At 71.0% G+C, this 17,466-nt stretch carries 10 protein-coding genes and 1 riboswitch; of the genes, 3 read left to right on the forward strand and 7 right to left on the reverse strand.

Annotated elements, in window-relative coordinates:
• Window positions 1–46: 46 nt before the first annotated feature.
• Window positions 47–1,135, forward strand: coding sequence for a dihydrodipicolinate synthase family protein (locus OG519_RS21665; RefSeq protein ID WP_405586454.1), 1,089 nt, complete (start codon window positions 47–49; stop codon window positions 1,133–1,135).
• Here OG519_RS21665 and OG519_RS21670 read toward each other — a convergent pair.
• Entirely contained in the window at window positions 1,132–2,235 is a 1,104-nt protein-coding gene (locus tag OG519_RS21670; protein WP_405586457.1) for an NlpC/P60 family protein, read from the reverse strand. The two genes, OG519_RS21665 and OG519_RS21670, sit on opposite strands and share 4 nt — an antisense overlap.
• 6 nt (window positions 2,236–2,241) lie before the next feature.
• A riboswitch (cyclic di-AMP (ydaO/yuaA leader) is annotated at window positions 2,242–2,398 on the reverse strand.
• 202 nt (window positions 2,399–2,600) lie between these two features.
• On the reverse strand, window positions 2,601–3,740 hold the full coding sequence (locus OG519_RS21675) for an NlpC/P60 family protein (protein ID WP_405586460.1): 1,140 nt from the start codon (window positions 3,738–3,740) through the stop codon (window positions 2,601–2,603).
• Between the two features lie 295 nt (window positions 3,741–4,035).
• Here OG519_RS21675 and pcrA point away from each other — a divergent pair, with 295 nt between their 5' ends.
• Window positions 4,036–6,600 carry a DNA helicase PcrA gene (pcrA, locus tag OG519_RS21680; RefSeq protein ID WP_405586463.1) on the forward strand — a complete coding sequence of 855 codons (2,565 nt, stop codon included), beginning with the start codon at window positions 4,036–4,038 and terminating at the stop codon, window positions 6,598–6,600.
• A 35-nt stretch (window positions 6,601–6,635) separates the two neighbouring features.
• On the opposite strand, the gene OG519_RS21685 is transcribed toward pcrA, so the two are convergent.
• The 3 genes from OG519_RS21685 to OG519_RS21695 form a co-directional block, all read right to left on the reverse strand.
• Window positions 6,636–10,025: an NACHT domain-containing protein gene (locus tag OG519_RS21685; protein ID WP_405586466.1), complete on the reverse strand. Its 3,390-nt coding sequence runs from the start codon at window positions 10,023–10,025 to the stop codon at window positions 6,636–6,638.
• 188 nt (window positions 10,026–10,213) lie between these two features.
• Window positions 10,214–11,824 (reverse strand): M23 family metallopeptidase, encoded by a 1,611-nt coding sequence (locus tag OG519_RS21690; protein WP_405586469.1) that lies wholly within the window; start codon window positions 11,822–11,824, stop codon window positions 10,214–10,216.
• Between the two features lie 139 nt (window positions 11,825–11,963).
• Window positions 11,964–12,986 carry a lipase family alpha/beta hydrolase gene (locus tag OG519_RS21695; protein ID WP_405586472.1) on the reverse strand — a complete coding sequence of 341 codons (1,023 nt, stop codon included), beginning with the start codon at window positions 12,984–12,986 and terminating at the stop codon, window positions 11,964–11,966.
• Between the two features lie 353 nt (window positions 12,987–13,339).
• Here OG519_RS21695 and OG519_RS21700 point away from each other — a divergent pair, with 353 nt between their 5' ends.
• The gene (locus OG519_RS21700) at window positions 13,340–13,750 is read left to right on the forward strand and encodes a cobalamin B12-binding domain-containing protein (RefSeq protein ID WP_405592884.1); all 411 of its coding nucleotides are present in this window, start codon (window positions 13,340–13,342) and stop codon (window positions 13,748–13,750) included.
• Between the two features lie 396 nt (window positions 13,751–14,146).
• Here OG519_RS21700 and OG519_RS21705 read toward each other — a convergent pair whose 3' ends face one another.
• Window positions 14,147–15,772 carry a DUF5691 domain-containing protein gene (locus OG519_RS21705; RefSeq protein WP_405586475.1) on the reverse strand — a complete coding sequence of 542 codons (1,626 nt, stop codon included), beginning with the start codon at window positions 15,770–15,772 and terminating at the stop codon, window positions 14,147–14,149.
• A gap of 222 nt (window positions 15,773–15,994) precedes the next feature.
• On the reverse strand, window positions 15,995–17,341 hold the full coding sequence (locus OG519_RS21710) for an SWIM zinc finger family protein (protein WP_405586476.1): 1,347 nt from the start codon (window positions 17,339–17,341) through the stop codon (window positions 15,995–15,997).
• Between the last annotated feature and the right edge of the window lie 125 nt (window positions 17,342–17,466).

Consider the following 17,466-nt stretch of genomic DNA (forward strand, 5'->3'; position numbering starts at 1 on the left):
AAGCCGAACTGGACCCGCGCCAACCGGCCGGGACACCCTCGGACCCATGACCGAGCACCCTTCGCTGGACGGGATCCACGTCCCGCTGATCACTCCGCTCACCGCCGACGGACGCATCGCGGCGGACTCCCTCGAAGAACTCGCGCACGCGGTGCTGGCCGCGGGCGCCACCGGGATCGTCGCCCTGGGGACGACCGCGGAGGCCGCCACTCTCGACAGCGACGAGCGGACCGCGGTCGTCGAGGTATGCGCCCGGGTCTGCCGTGAACGCGGCGCCACCTTGATCATCGGCGCCGGGGGCAACGACACCCGGGCCAGCGCGGCAGCCTTGGCGGCGTGCCGCCGGTGGCCGGTCGCGGCCGCCGCGCTGGTACAGGTGCCGTCCTTCACCCGGCCGTCGGCAGCCGGCGTCCTCGCGCACTTCACCCGGCTGGCCGAGCGCAGCCCGCTGCCGCTGATCGTCTATCACGTCCCCTACCGCACCGCGCAGCCGCTCGACGTGACCACCCTGCGCGCGCTGGGACGGCTGCCGATGGTCATCGGCGTCAAGCTGGCGGTCGGCGGCATCGACCAGGACACCGTGGAACTGCTCGGCGATCCGCCGCCGGGCTTCGCGGTGCTCGCCGGGGACGACCTCTTCGTCTCGCCGCTGCTCGCCCTGGGCGCCGCGGGCGCGATCCTCGCCTCGGCGCACCTGGCGACCGAGCGGTTCGTGGAGCTGGCCGCCGCGTGGCGGGTGGGCGACGTCGTCCGGGCGCGGGCGCTCGGGCACGGGCTGGCCCGGCTGTCGGCCGCCGCCTTCGGCGAACCGAACCCCACGGTCATCAAGGGGGTGCTCCACGCGCGCGGCCTCGTCCCTACCCCCGACGTACGGCTGCCGCTGCTGCCCGCCGGACGCGCGGCGCTGGACGCGACGCTGAGCCGGCTGGCCGAGGTGGCGGGTGGGCCGGCCAAGCCCGACGAGCGGGCCAGGCCGAACGAGCCGGCCTGGCTGGATGAGCGGGCCTGGCTGGATGAGCGGGCCTGGCTGGATGAGCGGGCCCTGCCGAACAAGCCGGCCAGGCCGACCGGAAAGGCTGATCCGGCGGGGCTGGCGCACGCGGCAAACCCCGCCGTTCCGGGCGATCCGTCCTAGGCGATGCGGCGGGCCGCCGCGAAGGGCATCCAGCTCATCGGGGCGATCTCCACGACGGCGCCGGTGTGCGGGGCGTGCACGACCTGGCCGTTGCCGAGGTAGATACCGACGTGGCTGATGCCGGAGTAGAAGAAGACGAGGTCGCCGGGGCGGAGGTCGGCCTCGGAGACGGACGTGCCGTCGGTGACCTGGTCCCAGGTGGTGCGGCCGATCTTGATCCCGGCGGCGGCGTACGCGGCCTGGGTGAGGCCGGAGCAGTCGTACGCGCCGGGGCCGGTGCCGCCCGAGACGTAGGGCTTGCCGCGCTGCGCGAGGGCGAACTGGATCGCGGCGGCGGCGCGGCCGGAGGCGGGGCCGTTGTAGTTGTAGCTCGCGCTGGACGCGGACGAACCGGACGACGAACTACCGCCGGCACTGGACTTGGCGAACCCGGTCGAAGACGCCGGCGGCCTGTTCATCGCGGCGATCCGCGCGCGCTGCTCGGCGTTGAGGCTGTTGAGCAGCTTCTGGGCGGCGGCCAGCTTCGCCGACACGTTCTTCTTCTGGGCGGCCAGCTTCGCCTGCGCGGAGGTGAGTTCGCTCAGGCTCGCACTGGCCTGGGAGCGCTGGATCGCCGCCTGCTCCTGCTGGATCTGGAACGTCTTCAGCGCCTGTTCCTGCGTGAGGGAGGCCCGGTCCATCATGTGGGTCTGCGCGAGGAACGCCTCGGGATTGGCCGAAAGCAGTAGCTGCGTGGTCGCGTCCATACCGCCCTCGCGGTACTGCTCGCTCGCGAACTGGCCGAGCACCCGGCGCGTCTCGTTGAGCTTCTCGGTCTTCTGCGCGACCTGCTCGAGCAGCTGATTGGCCTTGGCCCGCTGGGTGTCGGTCTTCTCCTTGGCCTGGTCGTACTGCTGGGTGGCCACCTCGGCCTGCTGGTTGAGGCTGTCGACCTGCTTCTTGACCTCGCTGATGGAGGGCTTGGCCGGCGCCGGAGCGGCGCTCGCGCCTTCGCTGAGCAGAGTGACGGACGCCAGGGCCGCCACCGCGGTGACTCCGACTGCCGCCCGGGGGGCGGAGGTGGTGAGTATGCGGGTACGCGGCTTGCGGTGCGACGCCAAGGAGGCGCTCCCTCCGTGTACCGCCGACCGGGTTAGCTGACGGGTTCGGGCGGGAAAGGTCGCCCTACGGTCCCGACGCCCTGCGGCGTCCGTCCCGATTCACCCCATATTGACTGCGTGGGTCCCCGGCTCCGGCCGGAGCCGGATTGAGCGGAGGTGACGTGTGCCGGCACTCGCACCGGCAGGAAGCAGGTCACCTAGCGGGCTACGCTAGTCAACTTCAGCGGCGCTTGGGAAGTTTGGATCGCAATGTGACCGAAATCGCTTTGTGATCATTCGGGTTGTGTTGGCTTCTGGGGGTTTGGCGGGGCCGGGGGGAGGGTCGTGCCGATGGTCTCGGGAGCCGCCGGGAGCCGATCGCCGGATCAATACGGGCGTACCGCGCCGTAGAAGGGCATTTCGGTGATGGGCGCGATCTTCACGACCGTCCCGGTGTGCGGCGCGTGGATCATCTCCCCGTCGCCTATGTAGAGCCCGACATGGCTGACGTCGCTGTAGAAGAAGATGAGGTCGCCCGGCTGGAGGTCGTCCTCCGACACCCGCGTGCCGACGTTCACCTGGTCGTAGGTGGTCCGCGGCAGGTCGATGCCGGCCGCTTTGTAGGCCGCCTGCGTCAGTCCGGAGCAGTCGAACGAGTCCGGCCCGGTCGCGCCCCACACGTACGGCTTGCCGATCTGCTTCTGCGCGAACGCGATGGCCTGCTCGGCGACCGAGGAGTTGACCGGCGATGTGGGCGCGTCGGCGCCCTTGCTGCCGGCGGCCGCCGCCGCCTCCTGTTCGGCCTTCGCCTTCGCCTTCTCCTTGGCCGCCAGCGCCGCCGCCTTCGCCTTGGCCTCGGCCTCCTGCTTGGCCGCGAGCGCCGCCAGCCGCTGCTTCTCCTGCGCGGTCAGGCTGTTGAGCAGGTGCTGCGCCTGGCCCAGTTTGTCCTGTACGTCGCTCTTGGCGGCCTTGAGCTGGGTCTGCTGGGCGGTGAGCACATCCAGGCTCTTGGCCGCCGCGAGCCGCTGCCGGCTGGCCGCCGCCTGCTGGGTGCGGTACGAGTCCACCGCCGACTTCTGCCGCTTGGCCATCACGTCGGTCAGGTGTACCTGGTCCACCAGCGACGACGGGTCGGGCGCCAGGAGGTAGCGGGTGGTGGTCGTGTCACCGCCGTCCCGGTACTGCGCGGCGGCGTAGAGCCCGAGCACCCGGCGGGAGTCGTTGAGCGCCTGCGTCTTCTGGGCCGCCTGCGCCAGCAGTTTGTTGACGGTGACGTTCTGCCGGTCCGTCTTCTCCTTGGTGCCGTTGTACTTCTCGGTGGCGACCTCGGCCTGGTGGAACAGCGAGTCCACCTTCGCCTTGACCGACGCGATCGACGGCTGCGCGGGCTTGGCGGGCGCGGGAGTCGCGCTCGCGCTCTCGGTCATCAGCGTCACGGTGGCCAGCGCCGCCGTCGTGAGCCCCACGGCCGCTCGGGGGCCGGGGGCGCTCAGTATCGCGGTACGGGCCTTACGGTGCGTCGCCATGGCGGGCGGACTCCTTCCGGACGCTCTGCCTGGTGCCGCACCGTAACCAAAGCGGTGGCCTGCTGGGAAGAGCGGTGTCCGATAGGCCCGATACCTTTTCGTAATGTTTTGCCGAACCCCTCGCCGCCCCCCGCTACGGTCACGGAAGGCGACAGAGGGGTTACGGCGACGGCGGTGGTTCGGCGCGGGCACCGACGGCATCCGCGTGCTGAATGTGCCGACCGGAATCGACCAGATCCGATCAGCCCGGCTCAGCCGACCCCGACCGAACCGGCGGCACTAGACTCGGTCAGCGATGAGCAGCCTCTTTGACGATAACTTCCTGGCCGGTTTCGACGCCGCCGCCAACGGCCCGTCCGACGCCGCGGCGCACGAACCGCCGGAGCCGGCGGACGGACCTGGCGACCCCGGCGAGCCGGGCTGGCGCGGCGGCCCTGAGGGTCCCGATGGTCCTGGCGACCCCGACGGTCCCGGCTACCCCGGCGGCCCCGGCGGTCCCGAAGAGGAGGACGTACCGCACCACCTCTTCGGCGACCGGTTCGACGGACCGCCGCGTGACGCGCACTACCGCGACGGTGCCGCCCGCCCCGTCGCCGACCCCGCGAAGCTGCTCGAAGGGCTCAACGAGCAGCAGCGCGCGGCCGTGGAGCACGCCGGCGGACCGCTGCTCATCGTGGCCGGCGCCGGCTCGGGCAAGACCCGGGTGCTGACCCACCGCATCGCGCACCTCCTGGGCGCCCGGCAGGTCCACCCCGGCTCCATTCTCGCCATCACCTTCACCAACAAGGCGGCCGGCGAGATGAAGGAGCGCGTCGAGGAGCTGGTCGGCCCGCGCGCCAACGTCATGTGGGTGTCCACCTTCCACAGCGCCTGCGTCCGCATCCTGCGCCGCGAGTCGAAGTCGCTCGGCTTCACCTCGTCCTTCTCGATCTACGACGCCGCCGACTCCAAACGGCTGATGGCGCTGGTCTGCCGGGATCTGGACCTCGATCCCAAGCAGTTCCCGCCGAAGTCGTTCAGCGCTCAGGTCTCCAACCTGAAGAACGAGCTGATCGACGAGGAGACCTTCGCCGCCCGGGCCGAGAACCCCTTCGAGAAGAAGCTCGCCGAGGCGTACGCGCTTTACCAGGCACGGCTGCGCGAGGCCAACGCGCTGGACTTCGACGACATCATCATGACCACCGTCAACCTGCTCCAGGCCTTCCCCGACGTCGCCGAGCACTACCGGCGGCGCTTCCGCCATGTGCTGGTCGACGAGTACCAGGACACCAACCACGCCCAGTACACACTCGTGCGCGAACTGGTCGGGATCGGCGACGAGGCCGCCGAGCTGTGCGTCGTCGGTGACGCGGACCAGTCGATCTACGCCTTCCGGGGCGCGACCATCCGCAACATCCTCCAGTTCGAGGAGGACTACCCGCAGGCCCGCACCATCCTGCTGGAGCAGAACTACCGCTCCACCCAGACCATCCTCTCCGCCGCCAACGCCGTCATCGAGCGCAACGCGAGCCGGCGGGCGAAGAACCTGTGGACCGAGTCCGGCGACGGCCCGGTCATCGTCGGTTACGTGGCCGACCAGGAACACGAAGAGGCGCAGTTCATCGCCGACGAGATCGACCGGCTCACCGACGCCGGCGACGCCCGCCCCGGCGACGTCGCCGTCTTCTACCGCACCAACGCGCAGTCCCGGGTCTTCGAAGAGGTCTTCATCCGCGTCGGCCTCCCCTACAAGGTCGTCGGCGGCGTCCGCTTCTACGAGCGGCGCGAGGTCAGGGACGTGCTCGCGTACCTGCGGGTGCTCGCCAACCCCGAGGACGCCGTACCGCTGCGCCGTATCCTCAACGTGCCCAAGCGCGGTATCGGCGACCGGGCCGAGGCGATGATCGACGCGCTCGCACTGCGCGAACGGATCTCCTTCCCGCAGGCGCTGCGCCGGGTCGACGACGCCTACGGCATGGCGGCCCGCTCGGCGAACGCGGTCAAGCGCTTCAACACCCTGATGGACGAGCTGCGGACGATCGTGGAGTCCGGCGCCGGCCCCGCCGTCGTCCTGGAGGCGGTGCTCGACCGTACGGGCTACCTCGCCGAGTTGCAGGCGTCCACCGACCCGCAGGACGAGACCCGCGTCGAGAACCTCCAGGAACTCGCCGCCGTCGCCCTGGAGTTCGAGCAGGAACGCGGCGAGGACGAACCCGGCACACTGGCCGAGTTCCTGGAACGGGTCGCGCTCGTCGCCGACTCCGACCAGATCCCCGACGACGACGCCGAATCGGGCGGCGTGATCACCCTGATGACCCTGCACACCGCCAAGGGCCTCGAATTCCCCGTGGTGTTCCTCACCGGTCTGGAGGACGGCGTCTTCCCGCACATGCGGGCGCTGGGTGAGGTCAAGGAGCTGGAGGAGGAGCGCCGGCTGGCGTACGTCGGCATCACCCGGGCCCGCGAACGGCTCTACCTCACCCGCTCCATGATGCGCAGCGCCTGGGGACAGCCCTCCTACAACCCGCCGTCACGGTTCCTGGAGGAGATCCCGGCCGCGCTGATCAACTGGAAGCGGACGGGGCCCTCGGCGGGGTCTTCCGGGGGCGGGGTGTCGAAGGCGGCGGCGTCCCTCTCCTCCTCGCTGTCGGCCCGGGCCGGCTCCCGCTCGGCCTCCGGCGGCTTCGCCACGCGCCGCTCGGCGGGCGACCGCCCGGTGATCTCCCTCTCGGTCGGCGACCGCGTCACCCACGACCAGTTCGGCCTCGGCACGGTCGTTTCCGTGACCGGCCGCCCGGGTGACGAGAAGGCGACGATCGATTTCGGCGACGAGCGGCCGAAGCAATTGCTTTTGCGGTATGCGCCGGTGGAGAAGCTTTGAGGTTTTTTAGGCGGGGTGTGTTCTTCGGCGGCGTGCTAATAGGTGATCAGGGTTACCGAGGGCGGCAACGCGTCGGCGCCCCGAATACGGTCCTCGCCCCCCTCGAAATGAAGCCCCTGCAATGCGGACAGGGTGGCCAGCGGTGCGATATCGATATCTCCTTCGGCGGAGAAGTCCCCAACGAAAGTGCATTCACGTACCGCGGGGAATGATGCCGGCAGCCGGTGGATAGCCGCTTGGACGGTCCGTTCACCATCCCCGGCTCTGAGGGACAGGGTGGTGACGTTCGTCAGGATCGCTGTCGCCGGAAGGGTCTCGAAGGACGCGGCAGTCACGCTCAGTCCCTTGAGCGAAGGGAGCCCGCAGATCTCCCGCCAGTCGTCCGCCGAAGCCGGACTTGACGGTGGGTTGAGTGCGAGATCCGTGAGGTGGGAAAAAGCGGAGAGCCCTTGGAGTCCGCGGCGCGGCCGCACCGTACCGGCCAGGCGCAGGGTGCGCAGGGGAGCCTCGGCCGGAAGCATGGCCGTGGACCAATCGAAGCCGTATGTACCACCGAAGATAAGGGTTTCCAGACCCCTGGCCCGGGCGATCGGGCTCAGGTCGAGGTCGGGTGAGGCATCGCCGATGCGCAGGTGCCGGAGGGGGAGTTTGTCGATCGCCGAAATATCCGCCAACGCCGGGCAATCGGTGATGGTGAGGGAAGTCAGACCCCTCTGCCCGGAAAGAAAGGCCAGATCGGATGTGGCGTTGTCCAAGAGCGACAGGGCGCTGAAAGTGTTCTGGGATGCATAGGACCGCAGCGCCTCCGGCGAGATGCCGCCCTCGATACGCATACGGCGGGGTCGCAGGCCGATGCGAGAGAGGTGATGGAGTTGATCATCGGACTTGATGACGTGGGTGAGGTTGTTTGGGTCAAGTCGAGCGATGACTCCGTCGGCGTATTCCGTGCAGTCGAAGCGCGACCACGCCAACTGAAGCGCAGAACGGATCAGTTGGAAGGGGTGTTCGGCAAACTGCGCCAGGAAGGATATGGCGGCGTCAGACTTGACATGGGAAGCCGCAGTGACCACGTAGTAGGTGGTCCAGAAGTCGGCGGCACCCTCGGGGCCGGGGAGAAGATCAAGGATCAGCGGACCGACCTTGGCCAGCGCGAGGGCCTCGTTCTCGTCCGTGGGCGGTATGAGGGTGGCCATACGCCCCTCCACCGCCCCGCGCACCGAGGGATCGAGAGCGGTGGCGTGCTCAAGGCAAGCGGCGGCGAGCAGGTAGATACGCGCCTGGGTGCGCTTCTCGGCCGTCCGGTCCCCGAGGGCGACCAACCCGGAGAGGATCTCAACCCGTTCCCGGGGTCGGGCGACCGCGACGGCCATGCGGATGACGTCCTCCCACTGGTCATCAGCCGCATGGTCAACGAGGAGACCGAAGTCGCCCTCGTCCACCGCCGCCCGGGCGCCGAGGAAGTCCTGGAAGCTGCGGTGGATGAAGTCCACGGTGTCGGGGCCCGGTTCTCGGAGCAGCCCGCTGCGGTGGAGGAAGTGCTCGAAGACGGCCGGCGCTTCGCCGAGGGCCGCGGCCTCCGGTACCGCAGGGAGGGCCCGGCCGATGATCTCCACCGCGCGTGAACGGTCCATCTCCGTACGGCCGTTCTTGATCAGCCAGTAGGCGAGCCGCTGGAGCAGGTCGAGTTGGGGTTCCTCGCGGAGGTCGGGGCCCACCATGTCGCGTTCGCGGTCCCGGCGGCTCAGCAGCATCGAGAGCGCGGCCTCGTAGAGGTCCTTGCGCCCGTGCGGGAGATAGCCTCGGCGGTCGCGGTGGAGAGCGCAGATCAGCCCGCACATCAGCGGATTGGTGGCCAGCCGGCCGAGGTCGGCTTTGCTGCGGACGGCGGCGAGGAGTTGCTGTTCGAACGCGTCGATCTCGCCGAGGTCCTCGGCACCCGCCCGAGCCGCCTTGTGCCAGCGCCTGATGAAGGTGGCCACGTCGGCGGGCCCCATGGCGGAGAGGGTCAGCTCGGCGAAACCGTCCTCGGCGAGCCAGTCCTGCCCCACGGCGGACGGCCGGGAGGTGACCAGCCAGCGGTTGTCACCGTCGTAGGTCTCGATCAGATCCTGGAGCCACCTGCGGGTGCGTTCCCGCTCAGCGTCGGGGATCTCGTCGATACCGTCGATGAGGATCAGCCCGCGCCCGGCGGCGAGCACCCGGTTCTCCCACCCGGCCGGCTGCGTGCCGTCGAGCGGGCAGCGGACGGCGGCGAGGAAGTCCTTGGGTGCCGGGAGTTGCTGGCCGTTGCGGGTGAGCGTGCGGAGCGGGAGGACGAACGGTATCCGGTCGTACAGGTAGCTCATCTCATTGCTGAGATCCTGCCGCACGGTGGTGGTGACCGCCAGCCACTGCACGAGCGTGGTCTTCCCCGAACCGGCCTCGCCCCGGAGCAGAACGCGGTGCCGGTCGGCGAGAACCTGATCGGCGGAGGAGACTTCCATGCCTTCGGCGAGGGCACGAGCCAGTAGGCTCTCGGCCTTCTGGACCATGAGGAGAGTGGCCGGTGTTGCATCGAGATCCCCACCACCTGCCATGGTGATACTTCCTCTGTCGATCACCTTGAGGGGCGATGACGGGTCGGAGGCAAGCGCCATGTTCCGCAGGGTGGCGTCGCGCCGGATGGATTCGTCAGCCAGCCCGTACCACCGAAGCGCTTCTTGCACCGAGCTCCGCGATCCCGTCGCCTCCAAGCTCAAGTACGCCACGTCCAGCGGCCACCGCGCGGGCGAATTGCTGAGGTCGATCCCGTAGATCGTCAACTTGCCGTGCTTCTTCGCCACGTACGGCAGGTAAGCCGCCTGCTCGAACGCCGCGTCCTCGCCGCCCGGCAGCGGGGTCCGGCGGATCAGCTCGTCCACCTTGGCGATCAGGCCGGCCACTTCCCGTGTCTGCTCGACCAGCGCGTGCGCGACGAAGGTGGAGCGCTGCGTGAAGAAGTGCAGGATGTGCAGACAGGCGCTGTTGAGCAGGCTCTCGTAGAAGTACGTCGCGTCGGCGCTGAGTTGACGCTCGGGGTGGTCGCTCGCGCGGCGCAGCTCGGCGGCGAAGGCTTCGGAGCCGAGGCGGACGGCGTCGAGATCGGTGATGGTGAGATCGCCGAGTGCGTGCAGGGTGTCGGCGAGGGTGTCGGTGACGGCCTGTTCCTCGTCGGCGGGAATGGGCCGTTCGCCGCTGCGCAGCGCCTGCTTGACCAGCTTTGCCGCGAGGTCGCGGACATCGGACTCGGTGAGGGCGCGCTTCTCGCCCTTGAAGGAGACATAGCCGGAGATACGGATCGGCTTGTCGACCAGCCCGGCTCCCGGTCCTTCGCTGACGAACAGTTTCTTGACCAGCGGGCTGATGGCCGCCGAGGCGAGGCGCGCGCCGATGGTTGCGGGATCCACGTGGTGCCCCCCGGAAAGCCGTGACCGATGCCTCCGGATCCTAGGGCGCTTCGGTCGGTCCCCGCGGGGCTTCGGGGACTTTCCGGGTCAATACGGCTTCGCTTGGCGGCGGTTGCCGGACGAGGCCGGCCTCGGCGGCGGTTGGCGGGCGGGACCGGCCTCAGCGGTGGTCGGCGAGCCGGGCCGCCTCAGCGCGGGTCGAGGCCGTGGGCCAGCAGCCAGGGGAGGGGGTCTATCGGGGCGCCGCCGTTGGGGCGTACCTCGAAGTGCAGGTGCGGGCCCGTGGTGTTGCCGGTGTTGCCCGAATACGCGATGACGTCGCCCGCCTTCACCTTGCCGGACCGGATCTTGGTGCTGCTGAGGTGGCAGTACCAGGTCTCGGTGCCGTCGGGGGCGGTGACGATGGCCATGTTGCCGTACGAGCTGTTCCACTGGGTGCGGACCGTGCCGTCTGTGGCGGCCATCACCGGCGTGCCGACCTGCACCGGGAAGTCGATGCCGGTGTGCAGCGCCATCCAGTTGACGCCGGCCTGCCCGAAGTACGCGCTCAGCCCCTTCTGCTTCACCGGCAGCAGGAACTTCGGCCGCAGCGCCTCCTTGCGGGCCGCCGCGAGGAGTGCGGCCTTCTTCGCCGCCAACTGGCGGTCCTTGAGGTCGATCCGCTCCTGCGTACGGCTGGCGCGGCCGGCGAATTCGTCGGCGTCCCGGCTCACTCCGGCGAGCTGCCGGTCCAACTGGGTGGTCGGCGCGTTCGTCGCGACGCCCCCCGCGTTCTGGCCGTCGGCCTGTGCCTTCGGGGCGTCCTGGGCCATGCCGACGCCGGCCACTGCCGCGGCGCCCACCGCCGCCACACCCATCACCGCGACCGACGGAACCGCCACGGTCAGCAGTGCGGAACGCTTCGCGGGTTTGCGGCGCCGGCTGCGGGCAGCGGGCTCGCCGTCGGCGAAACCGTCGCCGTCGGCGGCGTAGTCGTGCCGGTCCGGCTCGGTGTCGCGGGCGGCGGCCGGGAACTCGGCGAACTCGTTGAACTCGGCGAACCCGTTGAACTCGTCGGCGAACCGGTTGACGTCGTCGCTGAGCCGGTCCTGGTCGGCGAGGTGGCCGCCGGCCGGGGCCTCGAACTCGGCGGTGTGGTCGGCCGACTGGTAGACAGGCTCGCCGTGTTCGGGGCGCTCGGCGTGCTCGACCCGCTCGATGTGCTCCTGCTGGGCGGCGTACGGGGACTGCTGCCCGTGCTGGGCGGGCTGGACCGGCTGCACCTGCTCGAAGACGCCGGTGTCGCCGCTCGCGTCATAGCCGTACCCGTAACCGTAGGCGGGGTAGGCACCGGAGTCCCAGTCGGCCTGCGGATACGTGGGCTGGGCCTGCGCCGGGATCTGCTGCGACTGCTCCTGCTGCCACAGCGCGCTGGTGTCATATGTGCCCGTGTCGTAGTACGTGCCCGCGCCGACCGTCGTGGTCGTGGTGGCGTCTCCGTACGCGTACGGGTCGTAGACCGGGTAACCACCCGTCTGGTCGTATCCGGCGTCGTAACCCGCGTAGCCGTACCCGAAGGTCTGCTGCGTCGGCGCCTGGCCCTGGCCCTGACTCTGGCCCTGACTCTGGCTCTGGTCGTACGTGTCGTGCTGCTGCGCGGGTTGCGCGGCGTAGGTGGGCTGTTGCGGGACATACGCGTAAGTGCCGGTCGCGTCGTCCGCGAAGGTGGTGCCGACGGATTGGTGGGCGCCCGTGGAATAAGCGTCGTACCCGTAGGCGTCGTAGTCGGGGGAGAACCCCGACAGGGGACTTTCGGTCACCGCCAACTTCTCTTTCGCCTCGGCAGCAGGAGAATTAGCGGCGACTGTAGCTGCCTGCACCCGGCCGCGACAATCTCCGGCCGAAGCCTGACGCCCGGCTTGCCCGATGTTCGGTCGATATTCGACCGTTATGGATCTGTTAAGCGGCGTCCGCCACGCCCGGCAGCGGGCCTTCTCCCGACAGCACCCGACGTATCTCGGCCGCCACCGACGCGTGGACCGGCAAGGACAGATGTCCGATTCCATGCACCTGGATGTTCCGGGTCCGCAGATCCGGATGGTCGAGCCGGGCCGCCTCCGCCGGGATCATCACCTGGTCCAGGTCGCTCCAGAAGGCCACGAACCTGGTTTGGCAGTGCTCGGCCGGTGCGGCCAGCTCCGTCAGCACGTCGGAACCGGGGCGCATCTGCCGCGCCAGCGGGTGCGGGACCAGGGCCGGCACCGCCCTGGTCCCGGAGTGCGGGGTGCCCAGGGTGACGAGCGTGCGGACCCGCGCGTCCCCGCCGAGCCGCTGAACGTAGTAGCGAGCCACCAGGCCGCCCAGGCTGTGGGCGACGATGTCCACCCTGCGGTGTCCCGACTGTTCGCAGACCCGTTCGATGTGTGGGCCGAGCATCTCGGCGGCGGTGCGGATGTCGCTGGTCAGCGGCGAGTAGTTGAGCGCCTGGACTTCGGGCCAGCCGTTGCGCACCAGCGAACGGCGCAGCAGGGCGAAGGCTGAGCGGTTGTCGACGAAGCCGTGCAGCAGGAGCACCGGGGGATGGGTGGCGGCCTCGGTGGGCGGCGGGGCGGTGGGGTGCTCATCCGTGGGTGCGGGTGCGGGTGCGGGTGTGGGCGCGGGCGTGGGCCGTGGCTCGGGTGTGGCTGTGTGCGCGGGTGTCACCGTTGGCGTCGGCGTGTCGGCGGCAGGGGGTTGGCCCGCGGCAGGATCGTCCGTGACCGGCTCGGCGTCGGCCGTGGCGTGCGGTGGGCCGGGGAGGCGTTCGGGCAGGATCCCGGTCGGGTAGAGCAGCAGGTGACCGGCGAGAACCGCCAGGTCGATGGCGGTGACCCGGACCAGATCGACGCCGTGGCTCCCCCAGCGGCCGTGCCCCGAGAGATACCCCCAGTAACTTCCACCGGATTCGGCCTCCGGTCCGGCCTCTGACGACTTGGCGGTCATAGCCCACCTCCTCGCGGCCCGGGGGTCGGCATTGACCCCGTCGGTGCCTGTGAGCGGGAGCCGGTGTCCCGGAGGCCGCGCCACTCCGTGGCCGCGCGGGCGGCGATGCGGCGCCCAGTGCGGCGGCTTCTCGGGTAGCTCGCGGGTCCGTCGGGCCAGTCGGCGCGGCTCCGCGCCGGGGGGCCTCGCGGACCCGAGCTGTCCGGTCTCTCCCTGTGTGACTTCCCCCTCCATGGCCGTCGTAAAACCGTGGGGTCCCTGGCGTGGACGCTAACGTTCGTTCACACTGTGGTGTGCCGGCCAGGTACCGCACTTCTGGTCCAGGCCCGTGAGCCGCAAGCATGGAGGCAATGATGGGAGTGTCCGGACCGATTCGCGTGGTGGTGGCGAAACCAGGACTCGACGGTCACGACCGTGGGGCCAAGGTCATCGCCAGAGCGCTGCGGGACGCCGGTATGGAGGTCATCTACACCGGCCTCCACCAGACGCCCGAGCAGGTCGTGGACACCGCGATCCAGGAGGACGCCGACGCGATCGGCCTGTCCATCCTCTCCGGCGCCCATATGACCCTCTTCGCCAAGGTGCTGGAACTCCTCAAGGAGCGCGACGCGGCCGACATCCTGGTCTTCGGCGGCGGGATCATCCCCGAAGCGGACATCCCCCTCCTCAAAGAACTCGGAGTCGCGGCGATCTTCACCCCGGGCGCGACAACCGTCTCCGTGGTCGACTGGGTCAACGCCAACGTCCGCCAGCCCGCGGCCTAACCCCACCCACCCCCGCCCCTCGCCCTCGCAGGCCCGAACCGGACATGAGGCGCCCCCCGACGCCTCTCGCCCACCGGACGTTTGCCCCCCGGGAGACGACCGTCGCTGATGCGCTCCCGGGCGGCGGCACCCGCGCAAGAAGCCCGGCGGCGAGGCTCCTCCCCGCGGGCTGTTGCCCCGCCAGACGGTTGCCCTCGTGAGGCGTCCTCTGGTTGCTTACTGGGGTGCCGCACTACGCGGGTGGTGTCCACCAGGTGGTTGACCTCGCGGGGAGGGGCGCCGCTCGGTTGCTGCTCCGTTCGTGGATCCCGTCTGGGTCATTGCCCCCGGCGGGGTGCTTCCGGGTGGGGTGCCCAGGAGAGGTGCCCCTCGGCCGGGGGCCGTGGCCGGCGTTGCTCATGGTGTGTCGGCATGCGAGGTGGCGGTGGGGGTCGGGGCGGTCGGGAGGGGGCGGGTGCGGAGTTCGGCCAGCATTGTCGCGCGTAGGCGAAGCGTGCCGGTGAGTCGCTGGAACGCCTCCGACCAGTAGACCGTCGCCCCCGGCGCACCGTCGGGCGGCTCCTCGGCGCCCGCGCTGAGCACCGCGACCTGGTCGGCCCCGTCGGGGTCGAGGCAGCGCTCGGCCAGGCCCATCACCCCGCTGAAACTCCACGGGTAACTCCCCGCGTCCCGTGCGATGTCCAGCGCGTCCACCACCGCCCGGCCAAGCTCGGCCGCCCACGGCACCGCACACACCCCCAGCATCTGGAACGCCTCGGACAGTCCGTGTGCGGCGATGAACTCCGCAACCCAGGAAGCCCGTTCCTCCGCAGGCAGGATCGACAGCAACTTCGCCGGGTCACCCACCGCGCCGACCGGTGTCTGGGCGGCCGGCGGCGGACCCAGCAACGCCCGCGCCCAACGGACATCCCGCTGCCGTACCGCCGCCCGGCACCACGCCGCGTGCAGATCCGGCTGCCAGTCGTCCAGCACCGGCAGTGCGACGATCTCTTCCGGGGTGCGCCCGCCGAACCGGGCCGACCAGGCCGCCATCGGGCTGGCCTCCACCAACTGCCCCAGCCACCAGGCCCTTTCGCCCCTGCCGTTGGGCGGCTTCGAGGCCACGCCGTCCCGCTCCATGGCCGCGTCGCACTCGTACGGCGCCTCCACCGCTATCCCCTCGGGGCTCATCGACACACAACTGCGGGCTCGCTCCGCCATCCGTGCCGCGAGCGCGGACTCGGGCAGCGCGGAAAGCAACTCGGCGGCCGTCGCCCGCACATTCCGGCTGCGGTCGGACAACGCCTCCTCCAGGAACGGCTCGTCCTCACCCGACAGCCCGGTCCGCAGCGAGTCCAGGAACATCAGCCGGTCCTCGGCCCGCTCGCCCCGCCAGGTGCCGGAGAGCAGCGCGAGCGCGTTGGCCGGATCCGCGAGGCGCAGCCGCGTCAACAGCGCCACCCGCTCGGCGAACAACCCCTCCTCCCACACCCGCCGCACCTCCGCCGCGTCATCAGGTCCGGCCCCGCCCGGCACCCCCGCCTGGCCGGCGCGCAGTGCGAACTTCCACTCCGGATTCAGCCGCGCCAGCCACAGTCCCCGTGGCCCGGCCAGTGCCAGCGCGTCGGCCCGCAGGTCCGTACGCGCCCTGGCCGCTTCCAGGAGCGCGGGCAGCAGCGCCGGCGGGGCGGCATAGCCCTCACGCCGCGCCTCGGAGAGCCACTGCGGCAGCAACTCCGCCAGGTTCGGCGCGGCGCCCCGGCGACCTCCGCGTCCGCCGTCCCCGGTCCGGTCCGCGAGCAGCATCCCCAGTCGTCGGCGCGCTGCCTCCGGCAACTCCGGCCGCCGATCCTCCGGCGCGAGCCCGGGGCGCTCCCCGGCCACCCCGGGCCGCACTCCGGCCCGCCGCCGCATCACCCCACCGGCCGCCGCGTCCAGCAGCCCGGCCGCGGCCTCCTCCGCGTCCCCGACCACCCCCGCGGGCCGCCGCCGCTCCGTCCCGAGCAGGGCGCTTCCCACCAGGTCGTCCCACGTGATGTCCATGTCGTCTCCCCCTCGTGTCGTCGCGGCCCGTCGGGCACCGCGCCGGGCACCGCCGTTCCGCGCGGTTCCGGTGTCTCGCTTCTGTCTGCGTCTTGCTGCTTCGCGGCCGTCGCTTCGGCCCGGCGCGGTCGGGGCGGCCCTTTGTCGGGCCTGTGGCCCAGATTGCTGTTGTCGCCTTCAGCGGGCCTTTCGGCCGGGTGGTGCCCCGGGCCCGGCCCCGGCTCAGAGCGCTATGGACTCCCGCACCCCCGGCGGCCACGCGGCCAGGGGGCGCAGACCGGTGGGGCCGAGTTCGCCGAAGACGGTGGTCGGATGGCCGCCGGAGACAGCGGCCAGCCGCCACAGCGCCGCGGCCGGTGTTGCGGGGGAGGCGATGGGAAGGGCGTCCTGAGTCGCGGCGTCCGCGAGCTGCCAGCGGTCGGGGCCGGGCAGCGGGACGACATCGGTGAGGACCACCGGCCAGGCGTCCAGCCATGGATCGTCGGCGAGCGCGGTGCCGTAAGAGGCGAGCGCCGGGGCCACCGTGGTGCCGAGCGGCGCGGCCTCGGGCAGGGCCTGGAGGGTCCGGTGCGGTCCGAGTGCCGCCCGCAGGGGCAGCGCGGACGGGTGGTACGCCAACTCGGCGTCGAGCAGGGAGCCGACCGGGAGGGCGAGTTCGGGCGCGCGTCCCGCCGCGCCGAAGGAGAGCAGCAGGGCGAATCGGCCGGCCCCCTCGTCGTACAGCCAGATCCGCCGGGTGGTGAGCCGCTCGTCCGCCGTCTCGTACTGCGCCAGGACCAGCCAACTCCCCCTGACCATAGGCCCCGCCAGCAACTCCGCCGAGTCGACGGTGAAACCGATCCGTGCCCGCACCGTCTCCGCGAGGGGGCCGGGCAGGCCCTCCCGGCCGAGGAAGCCGCGGGCGAGCAGATGGAGGAGCGCCGTCTCCTCCAGCATGCGCGACGGCCAGTCCCCGCCGGTGGCCGTCACCGCCCCCAACTCCCGCACCCGCGTGGCCAGCCCGGGCGCCTGCGCGTCCACCATCCGCGCGGCGATCTCGTCCCACTGCTGATAACCGCCGCGGTCCGCCCCCGCCAGACCGCCGCGCAGCAGATCGCCCAGCCGCTGCTCCAACTCCGCTGCGCCGCCCTCCACCCGCACCGCCCGGCGCTCCGCCCGCCTCCTGACCGCCTCCGCGTCGGCGGGAGCGGCCGCCCGCGGCGCCGCGGCCCGCGCCTCCTCCGCTTTCTTCCGCCGCGCCGATGTCCATTGCTCGACCCAGTCCGGCTCGGCGGCCGCGGTGACCGGCCCCGCCTCGCCCTCCGCCCAGAGCATCAGCAGCGCCAGCGCGTGCTTGCACGGGAATTTGCGGCTCGGGCAGGTGCAGCGGAACGCCGGTCCCGATACGTCCACCACCGTCTGGTACGGCTTGCTGCCACTGCCTTTGCACAGCCCCCAGACCGCGCTTCCCGCCACCCCCGTGCCGCTCCACGGATCGGGCGTGGCCAAGCGGGCGCCCGCTTTGCGTGATGCGGCGTCAGGCGCGAGCGCCAGCACCTGATCCGCTGTCCACCGTGCTTCCGTCTCCATGTCCCCGAAGGTAGAACCCCCCACTGACAATCGCTCTGACCAGCACGAATAGCGCTGGGTGACCGATTGTCAGTGGGGTGGTGCAGGGTTGAGAACAGCACGGACCGAGGGGGTCCGGGCATGCG

Source organism: Streptomyces sp. NBC_01190 (assembly GCF_045039895.1).
In the GTDB taxonomy this organism is placed as follows: domain Bacteria; phylum Actinomycetota; class Actinomycetes; order Streptomycetales; family Streptomycetaceae; genus Actinacidiphila.